Source organism: Streptomyces sp. SGAir0957 (assembly GCF_043523415.1).
In genome coordinates this window covers 53181-71571 of sequence record NZ_CP027293.1, presented here as the reverse complement: position 1 = coordinate 71571, position 18391 = coordinate 53181, and the positions used below count along the sequence as shown (strand labels likewise).

The following is an 18391-nucleotide window of genomic DNA, read 5'->3' as shown; positions in this document are numbered from 1 at the left end:
GTCCGTTCCTCGTGCGTTCTGGTCTCTGGTGCCGCCCCGTCCCGTCCCGTCCCGCCTCGAACCCGTGCCGGGCGCGGTGGTGGTGGCGGGTTCAGCGGCGGCGGTCGGTGGGGTGGCCCGTCCGTTCCCGGCCGCGCCGTAGTTCGGTGCGCAGGAGCCGGGAGACCGGATCGAGCAGGCGCCGGGCCAGGTCGTCCAGGTCGATGCCGGGGGCGGGTGATGTCTGCGTACCGGTGGAGGCTGTGGTCCGGTTCGCTACCGTGGCCGCGCTCGTACCCGTACCCGTACCCGTGCCGGTGCCCGTGGACGAGGTCCTGGTCGATGTCGCGGCCGTGGTCTGTGTTCCCGGCGTGGACATCGAAGAGGCCGCAGGAGGGCCGCCGCTGCTCGCCGGGGTGCCGCCGTCCCGCTGGACGACGCGCGCCGCGGGGCGCACCACGGGTGCCGTCCGGTGCGGCTCCTGCCGCGCGGGGAGGCCCGGAGTTGCCGCGAACGTCGGCTGCACCGGCGGCAGTTGGCCTTGCGGTGCGGAGACGGGCAGCGGGCGGGCCGGTACGGAGGCGTGCGGGGCGCTCTGGAGCGTCGGCGCGGCGGAGGCGGGGCGGACGACGTGGGTGACTGGGGACCCGGACCCGGACCCGGGTGCCGGGGCGCCGGTGACGCGTTGGATGTGCCTCGGGCCGTCGGCGGCGGGCCGGGGCGCGGAGGTCTGCGCGTCACCGCCGTCCCGCGCCGACGGCCCGGCCTGGGACCAGCGCGCCACGACGACGGGACGTCCGCCGGGCCGTGGCGCGGGCAGCGCCGGGCCGCTCGCGGCCTGCGTGCTCACGCTCAGCGGGCGTGCGGAGAGGAGCCGCACGGTCGGCCGGATCCTGGACGCCGCCCCGGCGCCGGGCGCCGCGGAGTACGCGGAACCGCCGACGGCGCGCGCGACGACCAGGGGTACGGGGCCGCCGGGGCCTGTGCCGCGGTGCCGGACGCCGCCGGGGCGCGGGAGCGGGGTTGCGCCGGACTCTTCGGAAGCCTGCGCTCCCGGGGTGGCCGGGCCCGCAAGGGTGCCCGTGGCGGAGGGCGCGGAGGCGCCCGCGCGGGGCGGCGTCGCCGCGGGGTCCTGCGGGGGCGTCGCGCGACCGGAGGCGCTGCGCTGAACGACTGCACCCGACATGCCCGTTGTCCCCGGTCCCTCTGCGGCATCCGTGGCCCCCGGGCCGCCCGTCCCGCCGTGGCCGGACGGTGCGACGAACGGCGTCGGGGGCGCGGTCCGGTTCGCGGGCGGTGGCGATGCCGGTGGCGCCGCGTCCGCGGCCGGGGACCCGCCCAGCAAGGGTGCCTGAGGCGCCTGCGCCGGGTCCCCAGGCTGTGCCGGGTCCCCAGGCTGTGCCAGGGCGCGCTGCACGGAGGCACGCGAAGGCCGGGCGGGCCCGCCCGGACGGGGCCGCCCCGAGCGCTCGCCCCGGCCGGTGGGCTCGGCACTGGCGGGCAGCGCCGACAGGGGAGCGCCGAGGCCCGTACGGACAGGTGGCCGGGCGGGGCCGTCCGCGACGGCCGGTGCCGCGGTGCCGGGTGCCGCCGTGCCCGGTGCGGAGCTGGGCGTGGCCGAAGGCTGTTCGGGAGAGCTGTCCGTCCGGCTCTGCACGACAGGCAGGGCGGACGGGCGGACCTTCTCGGACGTCGTGTACGCGCCGCTGGTCGGGCTCAACTGCATTGCTGTCGGCGGCATTTGAGGCAGCGGGGCGCCCAGAGGCGGGCGGCCGGGGGTGGTGGGCCCGGTCTGCGGGGAGCGTTCGGCGGGCCGGTCGTGCGGCTCGGTGGCAGCCGTGGCCGGAGCGGGGCCCCGCTCCGAAGCCCGGGTGGCGGGGGCCGGGGCGAGGGCGGCGATGCGGCGCGCCGGGCCCGTCGCGTCGCGGGACACGATCAGCGACCGCCCTGCGGGGCGCGGGCGGACGAGGGGTGCGGGACCGCCCTGGTCGCGCGGGTGGGAGCGGCCCGCACCGGCACGCGGGCCGTGACCTGTTCCGGCGCGTGGACCGGCACTCGGACCGGCGCCCGTTCCGGTATCCGTCCGAGGGGCAGGGGACGCCCCGGCTCCGGACCGCCCGCCTGCCGCCGTCCGCGCGCCGTTCCCGGCGTCCGTACGCGCCCGGGCGCTCCCCACGTCCGTACGAGGAGACCGGGACGCGGGCTCCCCGGGCATGTCACTGGGCCGCACGGGATCGGTGCCGGAGATACTCCCCGGCACCACCGCGATTCGGCGCACCAACGGGAAACGGGCAGGCGTTGCCGACGCGGCTCGGTCGGCGCCCGGTGCGTCCGCCTGCCGCACGGGCGGGACCGGACCGTCCAGCACCGCAGGGGACTCCCTGGCCACCAGCGCGCGCTGCACCGGCCCCTCCGCGGGCGCGGGTGCCGGAACGGTGCGCCGCCCCTTGTCGTCCCGCTGCCCGGGTCGGGAGCTGGTGTCCGTGGAATCGGGGGATGTGCGGCTGGTCGCGTCGCCGCCGGGCGCCCTGGGGGGCGGTGACCCGCCCTCCGGCGTACGGCGCTGGACCGACGGCGCGTCACGACGCTCCGCCGCTCCGCCCGGAGCCCGCGGTGCCGTCCGCCCGGTGTTGCCGGTGCCGCTGGTGCCGCGCTCGGCGGCAGGCCCGGCGGAGCGCTCGGCGGAGCGCTCGTCGGTGCGTTCCGTGCCGCGTTCACCGGCCCGCGCCCGGCGCTGGACCTGTGAAAGCTCCGGTCCCGCCGGGCGGACCGCGGTGCTCTGGATGTCGCCCGCACCTGGGGTGGGTCCGGAGTCGTCCTCCTCGGTGACCGGTGCCAGTGCCCGCAGCAGCAGGGGGCCGCCCCCGCTCCGCGCGGCCTTGGCCGTGCCCGTGACGGGGTGCGCGACACCGGAGACGAGACCCGTGGGGGCCGAGGGCAGCACACCGTGGGCGAGTCCGGTGTCGAACGACGGGTCGCGCCACGCCGCGAGCCCCGCGCGGAAGACCAGCCCGTCGCTGACGGCCAGCGGAGCGCGCGAGACGGTGAGCCGGGGAGCGGAGACCTGCCGCCACCCGCCGTCCCAGCCGCCCGGTACGCCGGGGCGGGGCTCGTCCACGCCGGGGCCCGCCCCGTCCGCACCGGTGGAGGCCTCCGTCCGGGGGGCCGGGGTCGCCGCCGGAGCCGGGGCGGGCGCCGCCTCGGGGCGGCCCGTGCGGCGCCGCGCTCTGTCCCGCCATGCCATGCGCTCAACCGCCTTCGTTCACGCGGGTGTTGATCCGGGCGATCTCGGAGACCCACTGCCCGCGCTCGTTGTGGGTGAGATCGAGGATCTCCTCGCGGGGCCAGTGGAAGTGGTAGGCGATGTACGCGATCTCCTCCCGCAGCCGGGGGAGCGCGTACGTCACGATTCCCCCAGGCGCCCACCCGAGAGGTCGACCTCGAAGCCGCCCTCGCAGTGCGGGCAGGTCACGGCGGCCCGGGTGTGCCCCTCGCTGTTGACGCGCCGGTAGAAGTCCTGGAGGAACGCCACGTCGGTCGCGTACATCCGCTCCACGACCCCGGCGTGCACATCGGTGACCGTGCCGATCCGGGTGATCACCTGGCTGAGCAGTACGACGCTCAGGTACGCCGGGTTCTCCTTGACCCGCAGGTCGATCTGGGGCCGCAGCTCGTCGCGGGCCGTGGCCAGGCGCATCGCGCCGTGCCGGTGCACGGTGCCCGCCTCGTCGACGTATCCGCGCGGCAGCTCGAACTCGAACTCGGTGCGCAGTCCGTGGTCCGGTCCGGACGCAGGGATGGCGGCGGGGGGTGGAGGGGACGCCGCTCGCGCGTCCGTCGCGGGCGCCGTGGCCTGGAGGATCTCGTCCAGGTTGCCCGCTGTCACCGTGCGGCGCCTCATTCGACGACGATCTCTTCGAACACGATGGTCACGGACTCCGTGGCGGCCGATGACTCGCCCGCCTTCAGCGACGGGCCCTCCCACTTCGACGCCCAGCCCTGCATCAGCTGGATGCGGCGAACGGTCTCCCCGGTGGAGTCCTTGATCTCGATGGTCAGGTTCTGCCGTGCCGTGTCGACGGCGCCGTTGTTGAGCGTTTCCTTGATCCACTTGGTGAACTCGCTGCTCTGGTCGAGTCCCCGGGTGATCGTGATCTCGCCGGCCTGCCGGGCGCCCGGCTGCTTGCGGATGATCTGCTTGCCCTCCGCGCTGACCTGGCGGACCTCGACGACCTCCTCCTCGACGGTCAGACCGCTGATCTCCTGGATCGACTCCACCAGGTAGCCGCCGAGCTGCACGCCGAAGATATGGGTGGAAAGAGCATCGCCCTCTGCCATGACTGTCTGTCACCTTTCGTTGCTGCGGGGATGTGGGCGGCCGACCGGGACCGGCGGTGTCACTCGTCGACGAGACTGGTGCTGTCGGAGAACTGGGCAAGACGGAACACCACGAACTCGGCGGGTTTGACCGGCGAGACTCCGATCTCACAGACCACGCGACCCTGGTCGATGGACTCCTGCGGGTTGTTGTCGCGGTCGCACTTCACGTAGAAGGCCTCCGCGGCGGTCTGCCCGAACAGCGCGCCGCGCCGCCACTCCTCGGTGAGGAAGGCGCTGACGTTGCGCCGGATGCTCGACCACAGGCGGTCGTCGTTCGGCTCGAACACCACCCACTGGGTGCCAAGGAGGATGGACTCCTCGAGGTAGTTGAACAGGCGCCGCACGTTCAGGTAGCGCCAGGCCGGGTCGGAGGAGAGGGTGCGCGCGCCCCAGATCCGGATGCCGCGGCCGGGGAACGCCCGGACGCAGTTCACACCGATCGGGTTCAGCAGGTCCTGCTCGCCCTTGCTGAGCCGCAGTTCCAGGTCGACGGCGCCGCGGATCACCTCGTTGGCCGGGGCCTTGTGCACGCCGCGCTCGGCGTCGCTGCGGGCCCACACGCCGGCGATGTGACCGCTCGGCGGGACGGTGGTGTTGCGTCCGGCCGCCGGGTCGAAGACGCGCACCCACGGGTAGTAGAGGGTGGCGTAGCGGGAGTCGTACCCCGCCTCGTCGTTGCGCCAGGTGCGGACCGCCTGCGCGGACAGTCCGGGCGGGGTGTCGAGGACGGCGACGCGGTCGCCCATCTGCTCGCAGTGCGAGATGACGGCGAGCTGCACGGTGCGCACGCCCTCGTCGTCGATGTCACCGCGCTCGAAGGCGCTCATCAGGTCGGGCACGGCGACCATCGTGATCTCGTCGATGGTCTCCAGGCCCGCGAAGCCGGTACGGGCCCCCGCGTCACCGACGTACTCGGCCGGGTCGAGCCGGGCCACCTCGCCGTTCGCGGACGAGGCGGGTGCGGGTGCGGGGGCGGGCGCGGCGTCCGGGACGGCGACCGTCTGCGCGGCGGGCTTCGTCTGGGTCGCGCCGCGCTGTTCGGTGACCTCGATCAGCTTCGAGGCGCGGGCCTGGTTGGGCAGATAGCCCTTGACGTTCTTGCGGGTGGACGCGTCGTAGGTCTCGGCCACCTGGTCGCCCTGGCGCACCAGGACCCGGAAGCGGTCCTCGGGCGGGTTCTCGCCCTCGGGTTCGGCGATCTCCACCGACACCCCGCTCACCCCGGGCCGCGCCGCGACGAGGAAACCGCCCAGTTCGACCGGTTGCGCGAGGGGGGCGCCCTGTCCCGCGGACGAGCCGTTCACGGCCGGCGCGGAGGTGTCGTCGGAGGAACCGCCGATGCGCACGATGTACGCGGCGCCGCCGCCGTTGGCGAAGTAGCCGTAGACGGCGTGCGGCAGGTACGTGCCCTGGGTGAACGCGCCGAACTGGCGCGTGTACTGGTCCCAGCTGGTCACCAGGGTCGGAGTGTGGAACGGGCCGTCCTCGGCGAAGCCGACGAACGCGGCGACGGCGGTGCCGACCCCCTCGATGGGGCGAGCACCGGACTGCACCTCCTCCATGTAGACACCTGGGGTGAGGTACGTCGGCATGCTCGCTCCTTCACGATCCTGCGGTCCGGGTCGGATCCAGCCTTGTCGCCGCTCGCCACCGGTGAAAGGGGACGCCGGGCCCTGCCAGGGGGCAATCGCCCTGCCCGCGGGGGCGGCCCGCCGGACCCGCTCGTGCAGGGTCAGACGCCCGTGACCTGCGCGAGGTGGGGTCCGAACTCGCTCTCCAGGACCAGTCGGCCGAGCTTGCGGTACTCCTGGGCGACCGCCGTCACCACCTGGGCCATCGTCAGGGGCGTGCCGGACTCGGCCGACAGGTACGCGGCGGTGACCGCGCACGAGCGGATGGAGCCGCCCGCCAGCTCGAACCGGTCGGCGCAGAACGGGAGATCGAGGTCGTCCGCGCGTGGCAGCCGTTCGCCCAGGCACCGTTCCCACAGGGCCAGGCGCTGGGTCTCGTCGGGCACCGGGAAGTCCGCCACGACGTCGAGGCGCCGGGTGAACGCCTCGTCCAGGTTGGCCCGCAGGTTGGTCGTGAGGATGGCGATCCCGTCGAAGGACTCCATGCGCTGGAGCAGGTACGCCGACTCGATGTTGGCGTGTTTGTCGCGCGCGTCCTTCACCTCGGAGCGCTTGCCGAAAATCGCGTCGGCCTCGTCGAACAGCAGGACCGCGTTGACCGCGGACGCCTCCGTGAAGATCCGCTCCAGGTTCTTCTCGGTCTCCCCGATGTACTTGTCGACGACCGTGGACAGGTCCACCACGTACAGGTCCATGCCCAGGTCGGCGGCGACGACCTCCGCGGACATCGTCTTGCCGGTGCCCGACTCCCCGGCGAACAGGGCGATCACGCCGCGCCCCCGGCCGCCGCCCGGCCGCATGCCCCACTGGCCGAGGACCTGGTCGCGGTGGCGGGCGCGCAACGCCAGTTCACGCAGTCCGCGACGGGTCGGGGCCGGGAGCACGAGGTCGTCCCAGCCGACCGCCGGCTCCACGCGGCGGGCGAGGCGGGCCAGGCCCGCGCTGTTCTGGGCGCGCACGGCGGCCCTCAGATCGCCGGTGCTGACGGCCCTGCCCGCCAGCGCCGCCGCGCGCACGGCGGCCTGCGCCGCGCGCCGCAACTGCCGGGAGTCGAGCCGGTGGGCGGCCACCGACCGGGCGAGCGCCTCCACGTCCGCCTCCGGCGCGCCCTCCTCGGCGGCGGCTTCGAGCGCGTACCGCCAGCGGGCGGCCTGCTGTCCGGGGGAGGCGCCGGTCACGGTCAGGGTCACGGGGGTGCGGGCCGCCCAGTCGGGGTCCCAGCCCTGGCCGCCGTAGGTGAACAGCGGGACGCCGGACAGCGCCCCGCACCAGGTGCGCAGTGCGTGCGCGCGCTCGGACGGCTGATCGGGCAGGGCCTCCAGCGGGCCGAGGACGACACCGGCGCCGGTCAGGCGGGCCTCCCGGGCGGCCACCGCGGCCAGTTCGGGCAGTTCGTGGGGGCGGCGGGCGAGCGCCGCCGCGTCCAGGACCAGCGGTCGGCGGCCCACCGCGCGCAGGGCGGCACCGGCCAGGCCCTCGGGGGCACCGCCACGGGCCCGCAGGTGCACGTGCCCGGTGCCGCTCACGGCCGCCGCCGCGGCGCGCCGGACCTGCACGGCGTCCAGGGCCGGGTCGACCGTGTCCTCGGCGAGCACCGGCAGCAGGCGTGCGTCGGGGCCCGGACCGCCCAGCAGGTGCGCGGTGATCCGGTCCGGGACCACCAGGACCCGGGACAGGGGCGGGCGTTCGGGCTCGGTGACCTCCAGGAGGCCGCCCGCAAGGAGCGGTGCGCCGGGCGCCAGCCGGAACCGGGCGTCCGACAGACCGGAGTGCCCGCACAGTTCGAGCGCGAGCCCGACCGTCGGCCGTCGGCGCGTCAGGTCGTCGTTGAGGTATCCGTAGAGCCGCTCGAAGCGGGCGTCCACGTCGGGGGCCAGGGCGACCAGGAGCAGGTCCACGTCCAGCGGGGCGAGCCCGAAGTCCCTTGCCAGGCGGTCGAGTTCGGAGCCGGGTGGCGGCTCGTCGTCCGACGGCGGTGCGGGCAGCCCGGGGTGCGCCGGCGCGTCGAGGATCCGGGCGACCGCGTCCGGCGTGAGGTACTGCCCCCGGTAGGGGTCGTCCGGGTCGGGGTCGCCCGCGCGGCGCGCCGCGACGGCCTGCCGCACCCGCTCCTCCACCTCCTGCAACCGCCGCCACAGGAACGGCGTGCGGTCGGTGTCGGCCGGTGCGGCCGGTTCGGCGGTGTACGTCACGGTTGGCGGTCTCCTCGTCGGCGGCGGGCGGGCTGCGGGTGGCGCTCCCGAGAGCCGCCGAAGCCCTCGCCGCCCGGGTCGTCGATCTCGGTGTAGCGCAGCCGGCGGGGCGCGTCGGCCATGTCCGGGGCGGGGTGCGGTACAGAGCGGACCACGAGCCCGTCGGTGACCGGCGGACCCACGACCTGGACGGTTCCGGCCAGCGGCGCTCGCACCCGTACCCCGAGCGACGGCTTGAGCTCCCCGCCAAGCGCCGACCACACGTCGGACGCGGCCGGTGCGTCGAGGCCGGTGCCGCCCGCGTCCAGGCCGACGATGAGGCCGAGTTCGGCGAGCGAACCGGTCAGCAGCTCGGGGCCGAGCGTGTCGGTGGAGAGGAGACGGGCGAGTACCTGCGAGAGCAGCCGGTGCTCGTCCTGCGGACGGCTCGCCCACGCCGTCACCAGATACGTCAGCTCGAACCAGCGGGCCGGCGCGCGCCGCGCGACGACGAAGCCGTCGTCGTCATGGATCTCCCCGCTGCTGCTGCCGCGCCGCGTGTTGTCCTCGCGGATGTCGTACAGGAACACGCAGACGGTGGGCGCGCTGCGCCGGGCCGCCCAATCGCGGGTCGGGGCGTCGAAGACCACCTCGACCCCCGACGCCGCGAGCCCGGCCCCGTCGAGGAGCCCGCGCAGCGCCTCGTCGACCTCGTGGATCACCGGCGGGTCACCTCGTCCGGCGGCTGCACACTGCCGTTGACGACCAGGAAGTCCGTCTTCACCGGGGAGAATCCGGGGCCGCGTGCGGTGATCGTCCGCGGGCCCGTCTGGTCCTTGGCGAGGATCAGCAGCTGCCCGATGAACGTGCCGTCGGCCTTCGGCACCGTCGGGGCCGCGGCGGCGGTGATGCCCAGCTTCCAGCGGAACCGGACGGGAACGCCCGGCGGGAAGTCCTTGCCGCGCACCGAGGTCACGAAGCCGGGCTTGCCGATCGGCGGGACGGCGACGATCTTCGGCTGGAGGATCCGCAGCCGCTGCCGGGCGGAGTTGTCACCGAGGTCGGCGTCCGTGCCGCTGGTCGTCAGCGCGCCCGTGACCTGCGTGGTGAGCGCCTTCTTGGGGCTCAGCACGACCGTGAGCGTGGTGCGCGCGCCGGGTGCGAGATCGGGCAGCGCGCACAGCAGGGCGTCGTCACAGCCCGGGGGCGGTCCGTTGTTCGGGATGCCCGCGGGCAGTCCGAGGCGCAGTCGCAGCCCGGTGGCCAGCGCGTTGCGGCCGTTGCTTACGGTGTACGTGACGACGACGCGGCCGCCCACGTACCCCGGGTTCGGCTGGGCCGTGACGCGTACGCCGGGTCCCGCCTCGGGGGTCGGCGGCTGGGCGGGCGGTGGGGGCGCGGGTGGCGTGGTCGGCGGCTTCGTCCGGGGCGGGGCGGGGGTGGGCGTCGGGTCGGGCGGGGTGGGACTCGGTGTCGGGTCGGGCGGAGCGGGCGCCTCGCTCACCGGCACCAGGGTCCGGTCGGTGTTGTCCCCGGGATTGGGGTCGATGACGGAGCCGGTGACCGAGAAGTCGACCGGCTGGTCGCCCGGCGTGACCCCGGTGAGGGTGACCGTCACCGGGACGGTGCTGCCGGGCGGCACCACGCCCAGGTCGCAGGTGAGTGCGGCGGCGTCGCAGGTGGCGCCGGGCGCGGTGAGACCGGTGACCGTGACACCCAGGGGCGGGGCCACGGTCAGCCGGGTGCCGGGGGAGGCGGCGGGCCCGTGGTTGACGACGTCGACCTGGACCGTGCCGGTGCGGCCGACGACGATCCGACCGGACCTGTCGGGCGCCTGGACCGCGAGGTCCACGGACTGCTGCACGCTCGGTTCCTTCTGCCGCCCGGGCAGATCGTCGGTGAGCGGCGTCATCGCGCCCGAGCCGACGTCCACCCGGTGCAGCTTCTCCGGGCTGTTCGCGGCCACTTCGGAGCGGGAGCTCACGATCAGGCTCTCGCCGTCGGCGGTCCATGCGGCGTCGCGGGGCTGGAACGGTCCGGTGGCCGTCGTGTCCGGCAGCTCACGGCCGCACGCCCCGGGCAGGTCGCGGGCGGCGGCGGGCAGCAGGACCCGGCAGCCGTCCCCGCTCAGCGAAGTGAGCAGAATGCCGTTGCGCTCGTCGACGCGGCCGCCGCCGTTCTTCCGGTTGAAGGCGATCGTCCGTCCGTCCGGTGAGAACGCCGGGCTGTCGTCGATGACGTCGCAGGCCCCGGGGCAGTCCGTGGCGCTCAGGTCGCGCTGCTGGTCGAGGTGGTCAAGGGGCACGGTCCAGATGTGCTTGTTGCCGCCGTTCCCGCCGATCGTCTCCCTGCGGGTGAAGGCGAGGGTGGTGCCGTCGGACGACCAGGTCGGCTGGGCGTCCCCGCCGGTGGCCTCACCGGCGGGCGGAGTGATCTGGCCCCGGAGCGCCCCGGTCGCGGCGTCCGCGATCAGGACCCGGCTCGGCCCCGCCGCGTCTCCCACCCCGCCGGGTGAGGTCCGGGTGAAAGCGAGGGACTTGCCGTCGGGCGAGAACGTCGGATCGGTGTCCCAGTCCTTGGCGCCGCGCCCCGCGAGCGGCAGCGCCTGGGTGTTCGTCCCGTCGGCGTCGGCCAGCCAGATCCGCTCGATCCGCCCGTCGTCGGTGTCCTCGAACCGGGTCACCACGATGCGGCGGCCGTCCGGCGTGTAGTTCTGCCGCTCCGTCCACGGGTCGTAACCGGCGGCGGGCCCGAACAGCGGATCCTTCGCCGGGTCGGTGTTGGTGTCCGCCGCCGGGTCCTCCTTGAGGATCGTCAGGCCGAGGTCGCGCGGGTCGGAGCCGTCGGAGCGGATGTCCTGGAGGGTGACCACGTGCGGGCCCGCGGCGGAGGTGCGGTCCACGACCGCCCCGCCGCCGTCCACAGGGCCGAGCCAGGTGACTGTCTCGATCTCGCGGTCCTCGCTGAGTACAAGGGAGGGCGTCGCGTCGGAATGCGCCGTCGTACGGAAGACGTGGTCCCAGTCCCCTTCGCACTCACAGGTGACGTCCGGGCTGAGGAACACGAGACCGTCCCCGTCGGGCAACCACGCTGCCCCGTGGGTCCGCCAGCCGGACTGCGCCCCGGACAACAGCGGACCGCCGCCGCCCCCGCCGCCCGCCGCCCAGCGCAGCCGCGGCCCGTCCGGCCCCGTGGCCGTGTAGGCGATGACGTCGCGGTTCTCGGCGTCGTCCACCGGGTTCCAGGCGGGCTCGCTCGCCGTGCCGTCCGCCGGGTCGGTGACGCGCTGGGCCGTTCCGCCCGTCAGCGGCCGTACGTAGATCTGCTGTCCGACCGCGGGATCGGCGTCGCCGGAGTACGCGAGCCGCTGCCCGTCCGGAGACACCGTCGGGCACTCCTCGTCCGCGGGCGTGTCCGTCAGCCGGGTAAGCCCCGAACCGTCGGTGCGTACGAGCCACAGGTCGCGCTGTGTCCCGCCGCCGGGCCCGCCGGGCTCAGCCGAGTCGAACACCACGGCCTGCCCGTCCGGGGTCAGCCGCGGATGCGCCGCGTCCCGCCCGCTGGTCAGCTTGCGCACCGCCCCGTCGGCGGCGCGCAGGTAGATCTGTGGCTTCTTCTCGTCACGGCGGCCGGCGAACACCAACTGGTCGCCGAGCGCCGATGGTTGGGTGTCGAAGTGGGCGGGCCCGTCACCGAGCAGCGGGGTGCTCGACGTCGTGGTCGCCACCCGGCCGAGGCTGCGGTGCCGGGTACCGGCGTACGCGATCCGGGTGTCGTCCGCGTCGGCCGCCGCCACCGCCCTGGTGCCCACCGTGCCGGGCCCGGCGGCCGCGGTCACCGCGAACAGGGGCACCAGCAACAGCAACGCCGAGCCGATACGCCCCGTGCGGAGCCTTCGACCCCCGGGCCCCTCCGTGCCTGCCACGGTCCACCTCACCGTCCGAAACCGCCTTCGCGCGTGCGACCGCACATACGACGCCCATCCTGGGACGCGAAGAGCCCGGCACAGCAGGTCCCGCCGGACGCACCCGGGGGAAACGGCGGGTGGGCGTTCGGGCAGCGGACCGGCCGCGCCCGGCCCCCGTGGGTGAGGTCAGATCAGGCCGTTGCGCAGCGCGTGCCCCACGGCGTGCGCCCGATTGCGCAGTTCCAGACGGGTGATGATCTCGTGCAGCACGTTCTTGACGGTCCGCTCGGAGTACGAGGTCTTGCGGGCGATCTCCGAAGTGTCCAGGCCCTCCGACACCAGGCGGAGCATCTCCGCCTCGCGGGAAGTCAGCGTGGACAGCGAGGTGGCACGCGGGTCGAGCGTGGAGCGCTGGAGGCTGCCGACATGACTGAGCAGCTTCGCGAGGAGGTCGCCGGGCAGCATCCCCTCGCCGTTGGCGATCGCGAGCACCAGGCGCAGCAGCCGGTCCTGGTCGGCCTCCACCCGCCGCAGCACCGCGGCGACGCCGGAGTCGATGGCGCGCTGCAGGGCGTCCCCCGATTCGAAGGTGCCGACCACGAGGCCCGTACGGGTGTCGGAGTTGTGGCGCAGCCGGTTCAGCAGCGCGGTCGTCTCGTCGTCCACGGTGTCGACGGTCACGAGCGACACCCGCGCGCCGTCCGCGTCGGCGTCGTCGAGGAGGTCGATCTCGGGGCGCTGCCGTAACTGCTGCACAACACCCACGTACAGCACGGGATCGGGTGCGTAGACGGCGACCGACACCCGTTCGGGGTGCTCGGTCGGGGTTGTCCAGCGGGCGTGGCGCGTCGGGGAGGCGGAGGCAGAGGCGGGGGTGTTTGCGTGAGGGCAGGTCATGGTCAGTTACCTGTTCCTTGGAGCGCGGGGGCGAGGGTGTGCCGTGAGGCGAGGGGAGAGGTGGTTTCGGTCTCTGCGACAGGGGCGGGCACGGTGGCGACGGCGGGGGCGCCCGGCCGTTGCGGGCTGTCGGCGCGGTCCAACCACGGGCATGGTTATGGGAGTTGGCAGGAGTTGCCCGGGGCACCGCGGCTGCACGCCGCCTTGCCCTCGCGCCTCTCCAAGGGGCCCCGGCCGTGTCGTAGCGTCGCCGCGTGACGTCTCCAGCAGCCTCCCCCAGCCCCGGTGCACCCGGCCTCGACATCCCCGAGGTGTCAGTCACGCCCGGCAGCACCGCATCCACCAGCCTGACGGTCCGCAACGACAGCGACATCGTCGAGGCGTACAGCCTGGAAGTCGTCGGCGAGTGCGCTGCCTGGGCGACCGTGGAACCGGAGCGCATCTCCCTGTACCCGGGCACGTCCGAGACGGTGACGATCAAGCTGGCGCCCCCACGCTCCCCGGAGGTGCGGGCCGGCGAGAAGCCGCTCGCCGTGCGCGTCCTGCCCACGGAGCACCCCGAGGCGGTCCGGGTGCCCGAAACCACCGTGCGGGTGGCGGAGTTCAGGCAACTGCGTACCGAGATCGCGCCACGCCGCCGTCGGGGCTGGCTGCGCGGCCGCTACCGCATCGCCCTGCGCAACGAGGGCAACTGTCCCGTGCAGGTGGGCTGCACGCCCGCCCAGCCCGGCGAGGAGCTCGCCTTCGCGTTCCGCCCGACGGAGCGGAAACTGGAGCCGGGCGAGTCGGACGCGGTGGGACTGCGGGTGCGGACGGGGAAGCCGGTGTGGTTCGGCAACCCCGTCGTGTGGCCCTTCACGGTGGCCGTCGCGGAGACCGGTGAGGCGGCCGCCGACCGCGATCCCGAAGCCGCGCTGGACGTCCGGGCGCCCCTGGACGCCGAGTTCGTGCAGATCCCCATCTTCCCGAAGTGGCTCCTTGCGGTGCTCGCCGCGCTGCTCGCGCTGGTGATCGCCTGGTTCACCCTGGTGCGGCCCGCGGTGCGCAGCACCGCCAAGGAGGCGGCCGACGAGGTGGTCCAGCCGCGCCCGACACCAGGCAGTCCGGACGACACCGGGAGCGGCACCGGCGCGGACAAGCAGCCCGGTGGCAGCGGCTCGGACACCCAGCCGGGCGGGGGCGGCGGCTCGGGCGACGGGGCCGGGCCCGGCACTGGCACCGGTACTGGTACGGGCACCGGGAGCGCGGGCGGACAGCAGAGTTCGGCTACGATCGACCTGGAGACCGCCGGCGGTACGAACAAGACCGGCACCTACACCGTGCCCGAGGGCAAGGTGTTCGGCATCACGGACATCGTCGTCGCCAACTTCCAAGGTGACGAAGGGGTGTTGACCATCAACTTTGGCGAGCGCAAGATCACGACGATCGCGCTGGAGACGTTCCGGAATCAGGATTACCACTGGGTCACCCCCATCAGGATCACTGAGAAGGACACGGTGACAGCCCAGGTGACCTGTGCGAAGCCGGGCACGCCCGCAACGGGTCGCCGTGCGCAGGAATGCCACGAAGTGCTCAACGTGAGCGGGGTGCTCAGCAACACCAATTGAACCGGGCGTCACCTCCATCGTCGATGAGACGGGCCGCCGTGCAAAGGGAAGCGGTTGTTCGGCGTCCGAAAAGCGGGCCTGCTACGGACTTCGCCGAATGTCCACCTTCATGTATTTCGTTCTGATATCAACGTCCAGATACCCGACTGCGCCGCCCAGGTGACACCGTCGGGTACGCGGATAATTTGGCCGGATCGGGGCGTTACCTCTGGAGCAGAAGGGTCAGGACGAGGCGGTTGCCGGGCTGGCTGTCCGGCGTGAACGGGCCTTCCCAGCACCGCTGTTGCCATGCGCTTCGTCTTCCCGGACCACGGCACGACATTGCGACGGCTGGCCGGGCAAGCGCCTCGATCGGCATAGCCCGGCCCCCACCCCGCCGATACCGCCTCCTCGTGGCGCGGACAGTTACATCCGCTTCCCTTGCCGCGACCGTGCCGCTACGAGTGGGCGCCGGGTGAGCCGGTGGAGGCCTGCTCGATGACGTCGACGACGGCGTCCGGCTGTGAGAGGTAGACGGAGTGACTCGCGTCGACCTCCACGGTGGTGGCCTTCATGCGCTCGGCCATGGCGCGCTGCGCGGCCGGAGGAATGATCCGGTCGGCGGACGTCACCAGGTACCAGGAGGGCTTGGTCTGCCAGGCCGCCTGCGAGAGGGAGCCGTCGCGCGCGTCCACGCCCCAGGGCACCTGCGCGTCGGCCATGAACCTCGCCTGCTCGGGCGGCAGGTCCCCCGCAAACGCCTCCGGGAACCTGTGCCGGTCGAGAAGGAGGAAGCCGTCCTTGGGCGGGAGGATCGGCGGGACAACGGCACCTGGCGGCGGGTCGGCGATCAGCGTGCCCACCGACTCGCCCCTGTCCGGGGCGAAGCCCGCGACGTAGACGAGCGCGGCGACCTTCTCGTCCTGCCCGGCCGCGGTGATCACCGCACCGCCGTAGGAATGGCCGACCAGCACCACCGGCCCGTCCTGCCCGGCGATCACGCGCCGGGTGACGGCCACGTCGTCCTCCAACGACACGGTCGGGTTCTGCACCACGCTGACGTGGTGTCCGCTGGCCACCAGGCGGTCGTACACCCCCTGCCAGCCCGACCCGTCGACGAAAGCCCCGTGCACGAGGACGATGTTGCGCAATGCCGGGACAGCGCTCATGACCTACCCCTCTCGCCGACGGCAGCCGGTACGCCGGACACGTCGAGGCTAGAGAACGTGCGTGTGCGCCGCCTCTGACGATCGGCGTAGGAACAGCTCGCAGGGGTCGAGGTGTCCGGCGTAGCCCTCCTGCGCCTTCCGCGCCACCTCCACCGATGCGTGCATGACGGCCCGCGCCGCGTTGCGCGGGTCGTCGAGGAAGAAGGCGGACAAGGCGGCCTCGCTTCGATCGGATCGACCTGGTGCGCGCACACCCCTGTGTGGTTACCTGACTCCATGACCGTGCTCGTGACCCGCCGCCACGTCGACTACGTGCGTGTCACCACCACGGGTTGTCCCGCCGCGAGCTGACTCCGTCCTCCGGCGCCCGGCCGGCCCCTTCCCACCGCATCGCGCTGACCACTGCTGGAAGCGGGCCCGCTGCCGCACGGCGGGTGTTCGCCTCAGCGAGCGGCTGCCCATGTCGCTGGATGTTCCGGCCAGTACCGGCCTGTTCGCGCTTCTCTCTCTGCCCAACAGAGCAATCCTTTGCAGGAGTACACATGACCGTCCAGGAATCCTCCACCGGCATCGGCGCCTTCGCCACGGAATGGGAGGAGTGGCACCGGCGGAGAGATTCCGCCCTCGCTCACGAGCACGGATTTCTCGCCGTCACCGGCCTGCACTGGCTGTCCACCGACTCCCAGCGCTTCCCCGACGCGCCCGGCACCTGGTCGGCCGGCGACGACGGCGTCACCGTCGTGCTCGGCGAGGGGGAGGAACTTGTCGTCGACGGCACCGCGGTGCGTGGACGGCACGTTTTCGGCGTCATCCCGGAGCGCGGCGGCGTCAATGCCGTCTGGGGGAGTGCGGTGATCGAGGTCGCCAAGCGCGGCGGCCACGACCTGATCCGGCCGCGGCACCCGGAGCATCCGCTGCGCACCGCGTTCACCGGAACACCTGCGTACGCGCCCGACCGACGCTGGGCGGTCCCCGGCACGTACATCCCGTTCCCCGAACCGCGGCCGACCACCGTGGGCGCCGCGGTCGAGGGGCTGCGGCACGTCTACGACGCCCCCGGCCGGATCCGCTTCGACATCGAAGGCCGGACTCTGGAGCTGACCGCGTTCAACGGGCACGCGCCGGGCAGCCTCATGGTGTTGTTCACCGACGCCACGTCCGGCGTGACCACGTATCCGGCCAACCGCGCCCTCCACCTCGACCCGCCCGGACCCGACGGCACCGTGGTGCTGGACTTCAACCGCGCCACCAACCTGCCGTGCGCCTACACCGACTTCGCGACCTGCCCCCTGCCGCCCGCCGAGAACCGGCTCCCGATCGCGATCGAAGCCGGTGAGAAGATCCCCCGCGAGCGGCTCTGATGTGCGTGCACGGGCAGTGGAATGCCGCTGTCCGGCGGGCGAACGTCCCCTGCGTCGAGGCGGAGATGGCCCGATCCGATCCGCTCGGGCACCGGCGGCGTGCACAGCGGTGGCTCACGTCCCCATGCGTGAGAACCCCTTGGTGAAGCGCCCCGGGTGCGGTAGAAATGGGCCATGATTCCCGAGCCCTTGGTGCGACGCCTGGTCATCGACCTGTGCCGGCGCCCGGCTTCGTGTTGTTGCTGACCCGGCCTTTCTGACGCGCCCGGCCTCTCTCCTCGCCGGGCGCCCGTCCATTCCGTTCAGCATCACCCTTGCTCGGGGCCGGCCGCCCACGTCCGTCGACGGCGGCTGCTCATGTCCCGGCGTCCCATGGAGGCCGCTTCATGTCCACGACTTCCCGTCTCTCCAAGCCTGATCACGCCGCGACGCCTGTCGAGGTGCCGCCCGCGCCCCGCTCGTCCGCAGGGAGCTCGAGGGGGCGCCTGCGCCATGTCGCGCTGCCGTTCGGCTCGCTCCTGCTGTTCCTCGTCCTGTGGCAGCTCCTGGCGGCGAGCGGGACGTGGAGCGAGACGCTGGTTCCGCCGCCCGCCAAGGTGTGGGACGCGTTCATCAGCGTGTCCACGACGCACGACGGCGTACGCGGCTACAACGGCACCTACCTCATCGAACACCTGGGTATCAGCCTGCGACGCATCGCGGTCGGCGCCGGCATCGGCATCGCACTCGGGGTGCTGTTCGGACTGCTCATGGGAACCGTCGGCTGGCTGCGCTCGCTGTTCGAGCCCTGGATCACCTTCCTGCGCACACTGCCCCCGCTGGCGTACTTCTCGCTCCTCATCATCTGGCTGGGCATCAACGAAGAGCCGAAGGTCACATTGTTGGCGGTGGCCGCGTTCCCGCCTGTGGCGGTGTCCACCACCACGGCCGTCGTCGCCGTACCGAAGAGCCTGATCGAGGCCGCCCGTGCGCTCGGCGCGTCGCGGTGGGACGTGGTCAAGGACGTGATCGTCCCGTCCGCCCTGCCGGAGACGCTCACCGGGGTCCGGCTCGCCGTGGGTGTGGCCTACTCCTCCCTCGTCGCCGCCGAGTTGGTGAACGGTCTGCCCGGCGTCGGCGGCATGGTCAAGGACGCCGCCAACTACAACAACACCCCGGTGGTGCTGGTCGGCATCATCGCCATCGGCGTCTCAGGACTGATCATCGACGGCCTGCTGCTGCGGCTGGAACGCACCGCAGTGCCGTGGCGCGGTCGCGCGTAGAGCTACCCGTACCCGTACCCGTACCAGTACCCGTCTTGCCTCCCCTCC

The 18391-nt window shown here is 73.6% G+C and carries 14 protein-coding genes; 3 read left to right on the top strand and 11 right to left on the bottom strand.

Features of this window, described 5'->3' with window-relative positions:
- Positions 1-91: 91 nt before the first annotated feature.
- The 9 genes from C1N81_RS06075 to C1N81_RS06035 all read right to left on the bottom strand — a co-directional run bounded on the left by C1N81_RS06075 (position 92) and on the right by C1N81_RS06035 (position 12965).
- A complete protein-coding gene (locus C1N81_RS06075) occupies positions 92-3223 on the bottom strand; it encodes a hypothetical protein (protein ID WP_394427561.1) in 3132 nt (1043 codons plus the stop codon).
- Positions 3224-3227: 4 nt separating this feature from the next.
- Complete coding sequence (locus C1N81_RS06070; RefSeq protein ID WP_394427560.1) at positions 3228-3386, bottom strand: DUF6760 family protein; 159 nt, start codon at positions 3384-3386, stop codon at positions 3228-3230.
- Positions 3383-3880: a hypothetical protein gene (locus C1N81_RS06065; RefSeq protein ID WP_394427559.1), complete on the bottom strand. Its 498-nt coding sequence runs from the start codon at positions 3878-3880 to the stop codon at positions 3383-3385. The genes C1N81_RS06070 and C1N81_RS06065 overlap by 4 nt, the downstream gene beginning before the upstream one ends.
- Positions 3877-4317, bottom strand: coding sequence for a phage tail protein (locus C1N81_RS06060; RefSeq protein ID WP_164560583.1), 441 nt, complete (start codon positions 4315-4317; stop codon positions 3877-3879). The genes C1N81_RS06065 and C1N81_RS06060 overlap by 4 nt, the downstream gene beginning before the upstream one ends.
- A 59-nt stretch (positions 4318-4376) precedes the next feature.
- On the bottom strand, positions 4377-5951 hold the full coding sequence (locus tag C1N81_RS06055) for a phage tail sheath family protein (protein WP_394427558.1): 1575 nt from the start codon (positions 5949-5951) through the stop codon (positions 4377-4379).
- A gap of 140 nt (positions 5952-6091) precedes the next feature.
- Positions 6092-8182: an AAA family ATPase gene (locus C1N81_RS06050; protein ID WP_394427557.1), complete on the bottom strand. Its 2091-nt coding sequence runs from the start codon at positions 8180-8182 to the stop codon at positions 6092-6094.
- On the bottom strand, positions 8179-8883 hold the full coding sequence (locus tag C1N81_RS06045) for a DUF4255 domain-containing protein (protein ID WP_394427556.1): 705 nt from the start codon (positions 8881-8883) through the stop codon (positions 8179-8181). Before C1N81_RS06045 ends, C1N81_RS06050 begins: the two co-directional genes overlap by 4 nt.
- Positions 8880-12086, bottom strand: coding sequence for a hypothetical protein (locus C1N81_RS06040; protein WP_394427554.1), 3207 nt, complete (start codon positions 12084-12086; stop codon positions 8880-8882). The genes C1N81_RS06045 and C1N81_RS06040 overlap by 4 nt, the downstream gene beginning before the upstream one ends.
- A gap of 168 nt (positions 12087-12254) precedes the next feature.
- Positions 12255-12965 (bottom strand): helix-turn-helix transcriptional regulator, encoded by a 711-nt coding sequence (locus C1N81_RS06035; protein ID WP_394427553.1) that lies wholly within the window; start codon positions 12963-12965, stop codon positions 12255-12257.
- Positions 12966-13219: 254 nt separating this feature from the next.
- Between C1N81_RS06035 and C1N81_RS06030 the strand changes: the two genes are divergently transcribed.
- Positions 13220-14572 carry a COG1470 family protein gene (locus tag C1N81_RS06030; protein ID WP_394427552.1) on the top strand — a complete coding sequence of 451 codons (1353 nt, stop codon included), beginning with the start codon at positions 13220-13222 and terminating at the stop codon, positions 14570-14572.
- Positions 14573-15009: 437 nt separating this feature from the next.
- Here the strand turns inward: C1N81_RS06030 and C1N81_RS06025 are convergent, their stop codons facing one another.
- Both C1N81_RS06025 and C1N81_RS06020 read right to left on the bottom strand, forming a co-directional pair.
- Positions 15010-15720, bottom strand: a complete 711-nt coding sequence (locus C1N81_RS06025; protein WP_394427551.1) for an alpha/beta fold hydrolase — start codon at positions 15718-15720, stop codon at positions 15010-15012.
- Positions 15721-15768: 48 nt separating this feature from the next.
- Complete coding sequence (locus tag C1N81_RS06020) at positions 15769-15933, bottom strand: hypothetical protein (RefSeq protein ID WP_394427550.1); 165 nt, start codon at positions 15931-15933, stop codon at positions 15769-15771.
- A gap of 329 nt (positions 15934-16262) precedes the next feature.
- On the opposite strand from C1N81_RS06020, the gene C1N81_RS06015 reads away from it, so the two are divergent.
- A complete protein-coding gene (locus C1N81_RS06015) occupies positions 16263-17081 on the top strand; it encodes a DUF1684 domain-containing protein (RefSeq protein ID WP_394427548.1) in 819 nt (272 codons plus the stop codon).
- Positions 17082-17467: 386 nt separating this feature from the next.
- On the top strand, positions 17468-18343 hold the full coding sequence (locus C1N81_RS06010) for an ABC transporter permease (RefSeq protein WP_394427547.1): 876 nt from the start codon (positions 17468-17470) through the stop codon (positions 18341-18343).
- Positions 18344-18391 lie beyond the last annotated feature (48 nt).

Excerpts from the sequence above, each read along its gene's own strand:
- C1N81_RS06065 (WP_394427559.1), bottom strand. The coding sequence starts at position 3,880 with ATGAGGCGCCGCACGGTGACAGCGGGCAACCTGGACGAGATCCTCCAG.
- C1N81_RS06015 (WP_394427548.1), top strand. The coding sequence starts at position 16,263 with ATGACCGTCCAGGAATCCTCCACCGGCATCGGCGCCTTCGCCACGGAA.
- C1N81_RS06025 (WP_394427551.1), bottom strand. The coding sequence starts at position 15,720 with ATGAGCGCTGTCCCGGCATTGCGCAACATCGTCCTCGTGCACGGGGCT.
- C1N81_RS06010 (WP_394427547.1), top strand. The coding sequence starts at position 17,468 with ATGTCCACGACTTCCCGTCTCTCCAAGCCTGATCACGCCGCGACGCCT.
- C1N81_RS06035 (WP_394427553.1), bottom strand. The coding sequence starts at position 12,965 with ATGACCTGCCCTCACGCAAACACCCCCGCCTCTGCCTCCGCCTCCCCG.
- C1N81_RS06075 (WP_394427561.1), bottom strand. The coding sequence starts at position 3,223 with ATGGCATGGCGGGACAGAGCGCGGCGCCGCACGGGCCGCCCCGAGGCG.
- C1N81_RS06060 (WP_164560583.1), bottom strand. The coding sequence starts at position 4,317 with ATGGCAGAGGGCGATGCTCTTTCCACCCATATCTTCGGCGTGCAGCTC.
- C1N81_RS06055 (WP_394427558.1), bottom strand. The coding sequence starts at position 5,951 with ATGCCGACGTACCTCACCCCAGGTGTCTACATGGAGGAGGTGCAGTCC.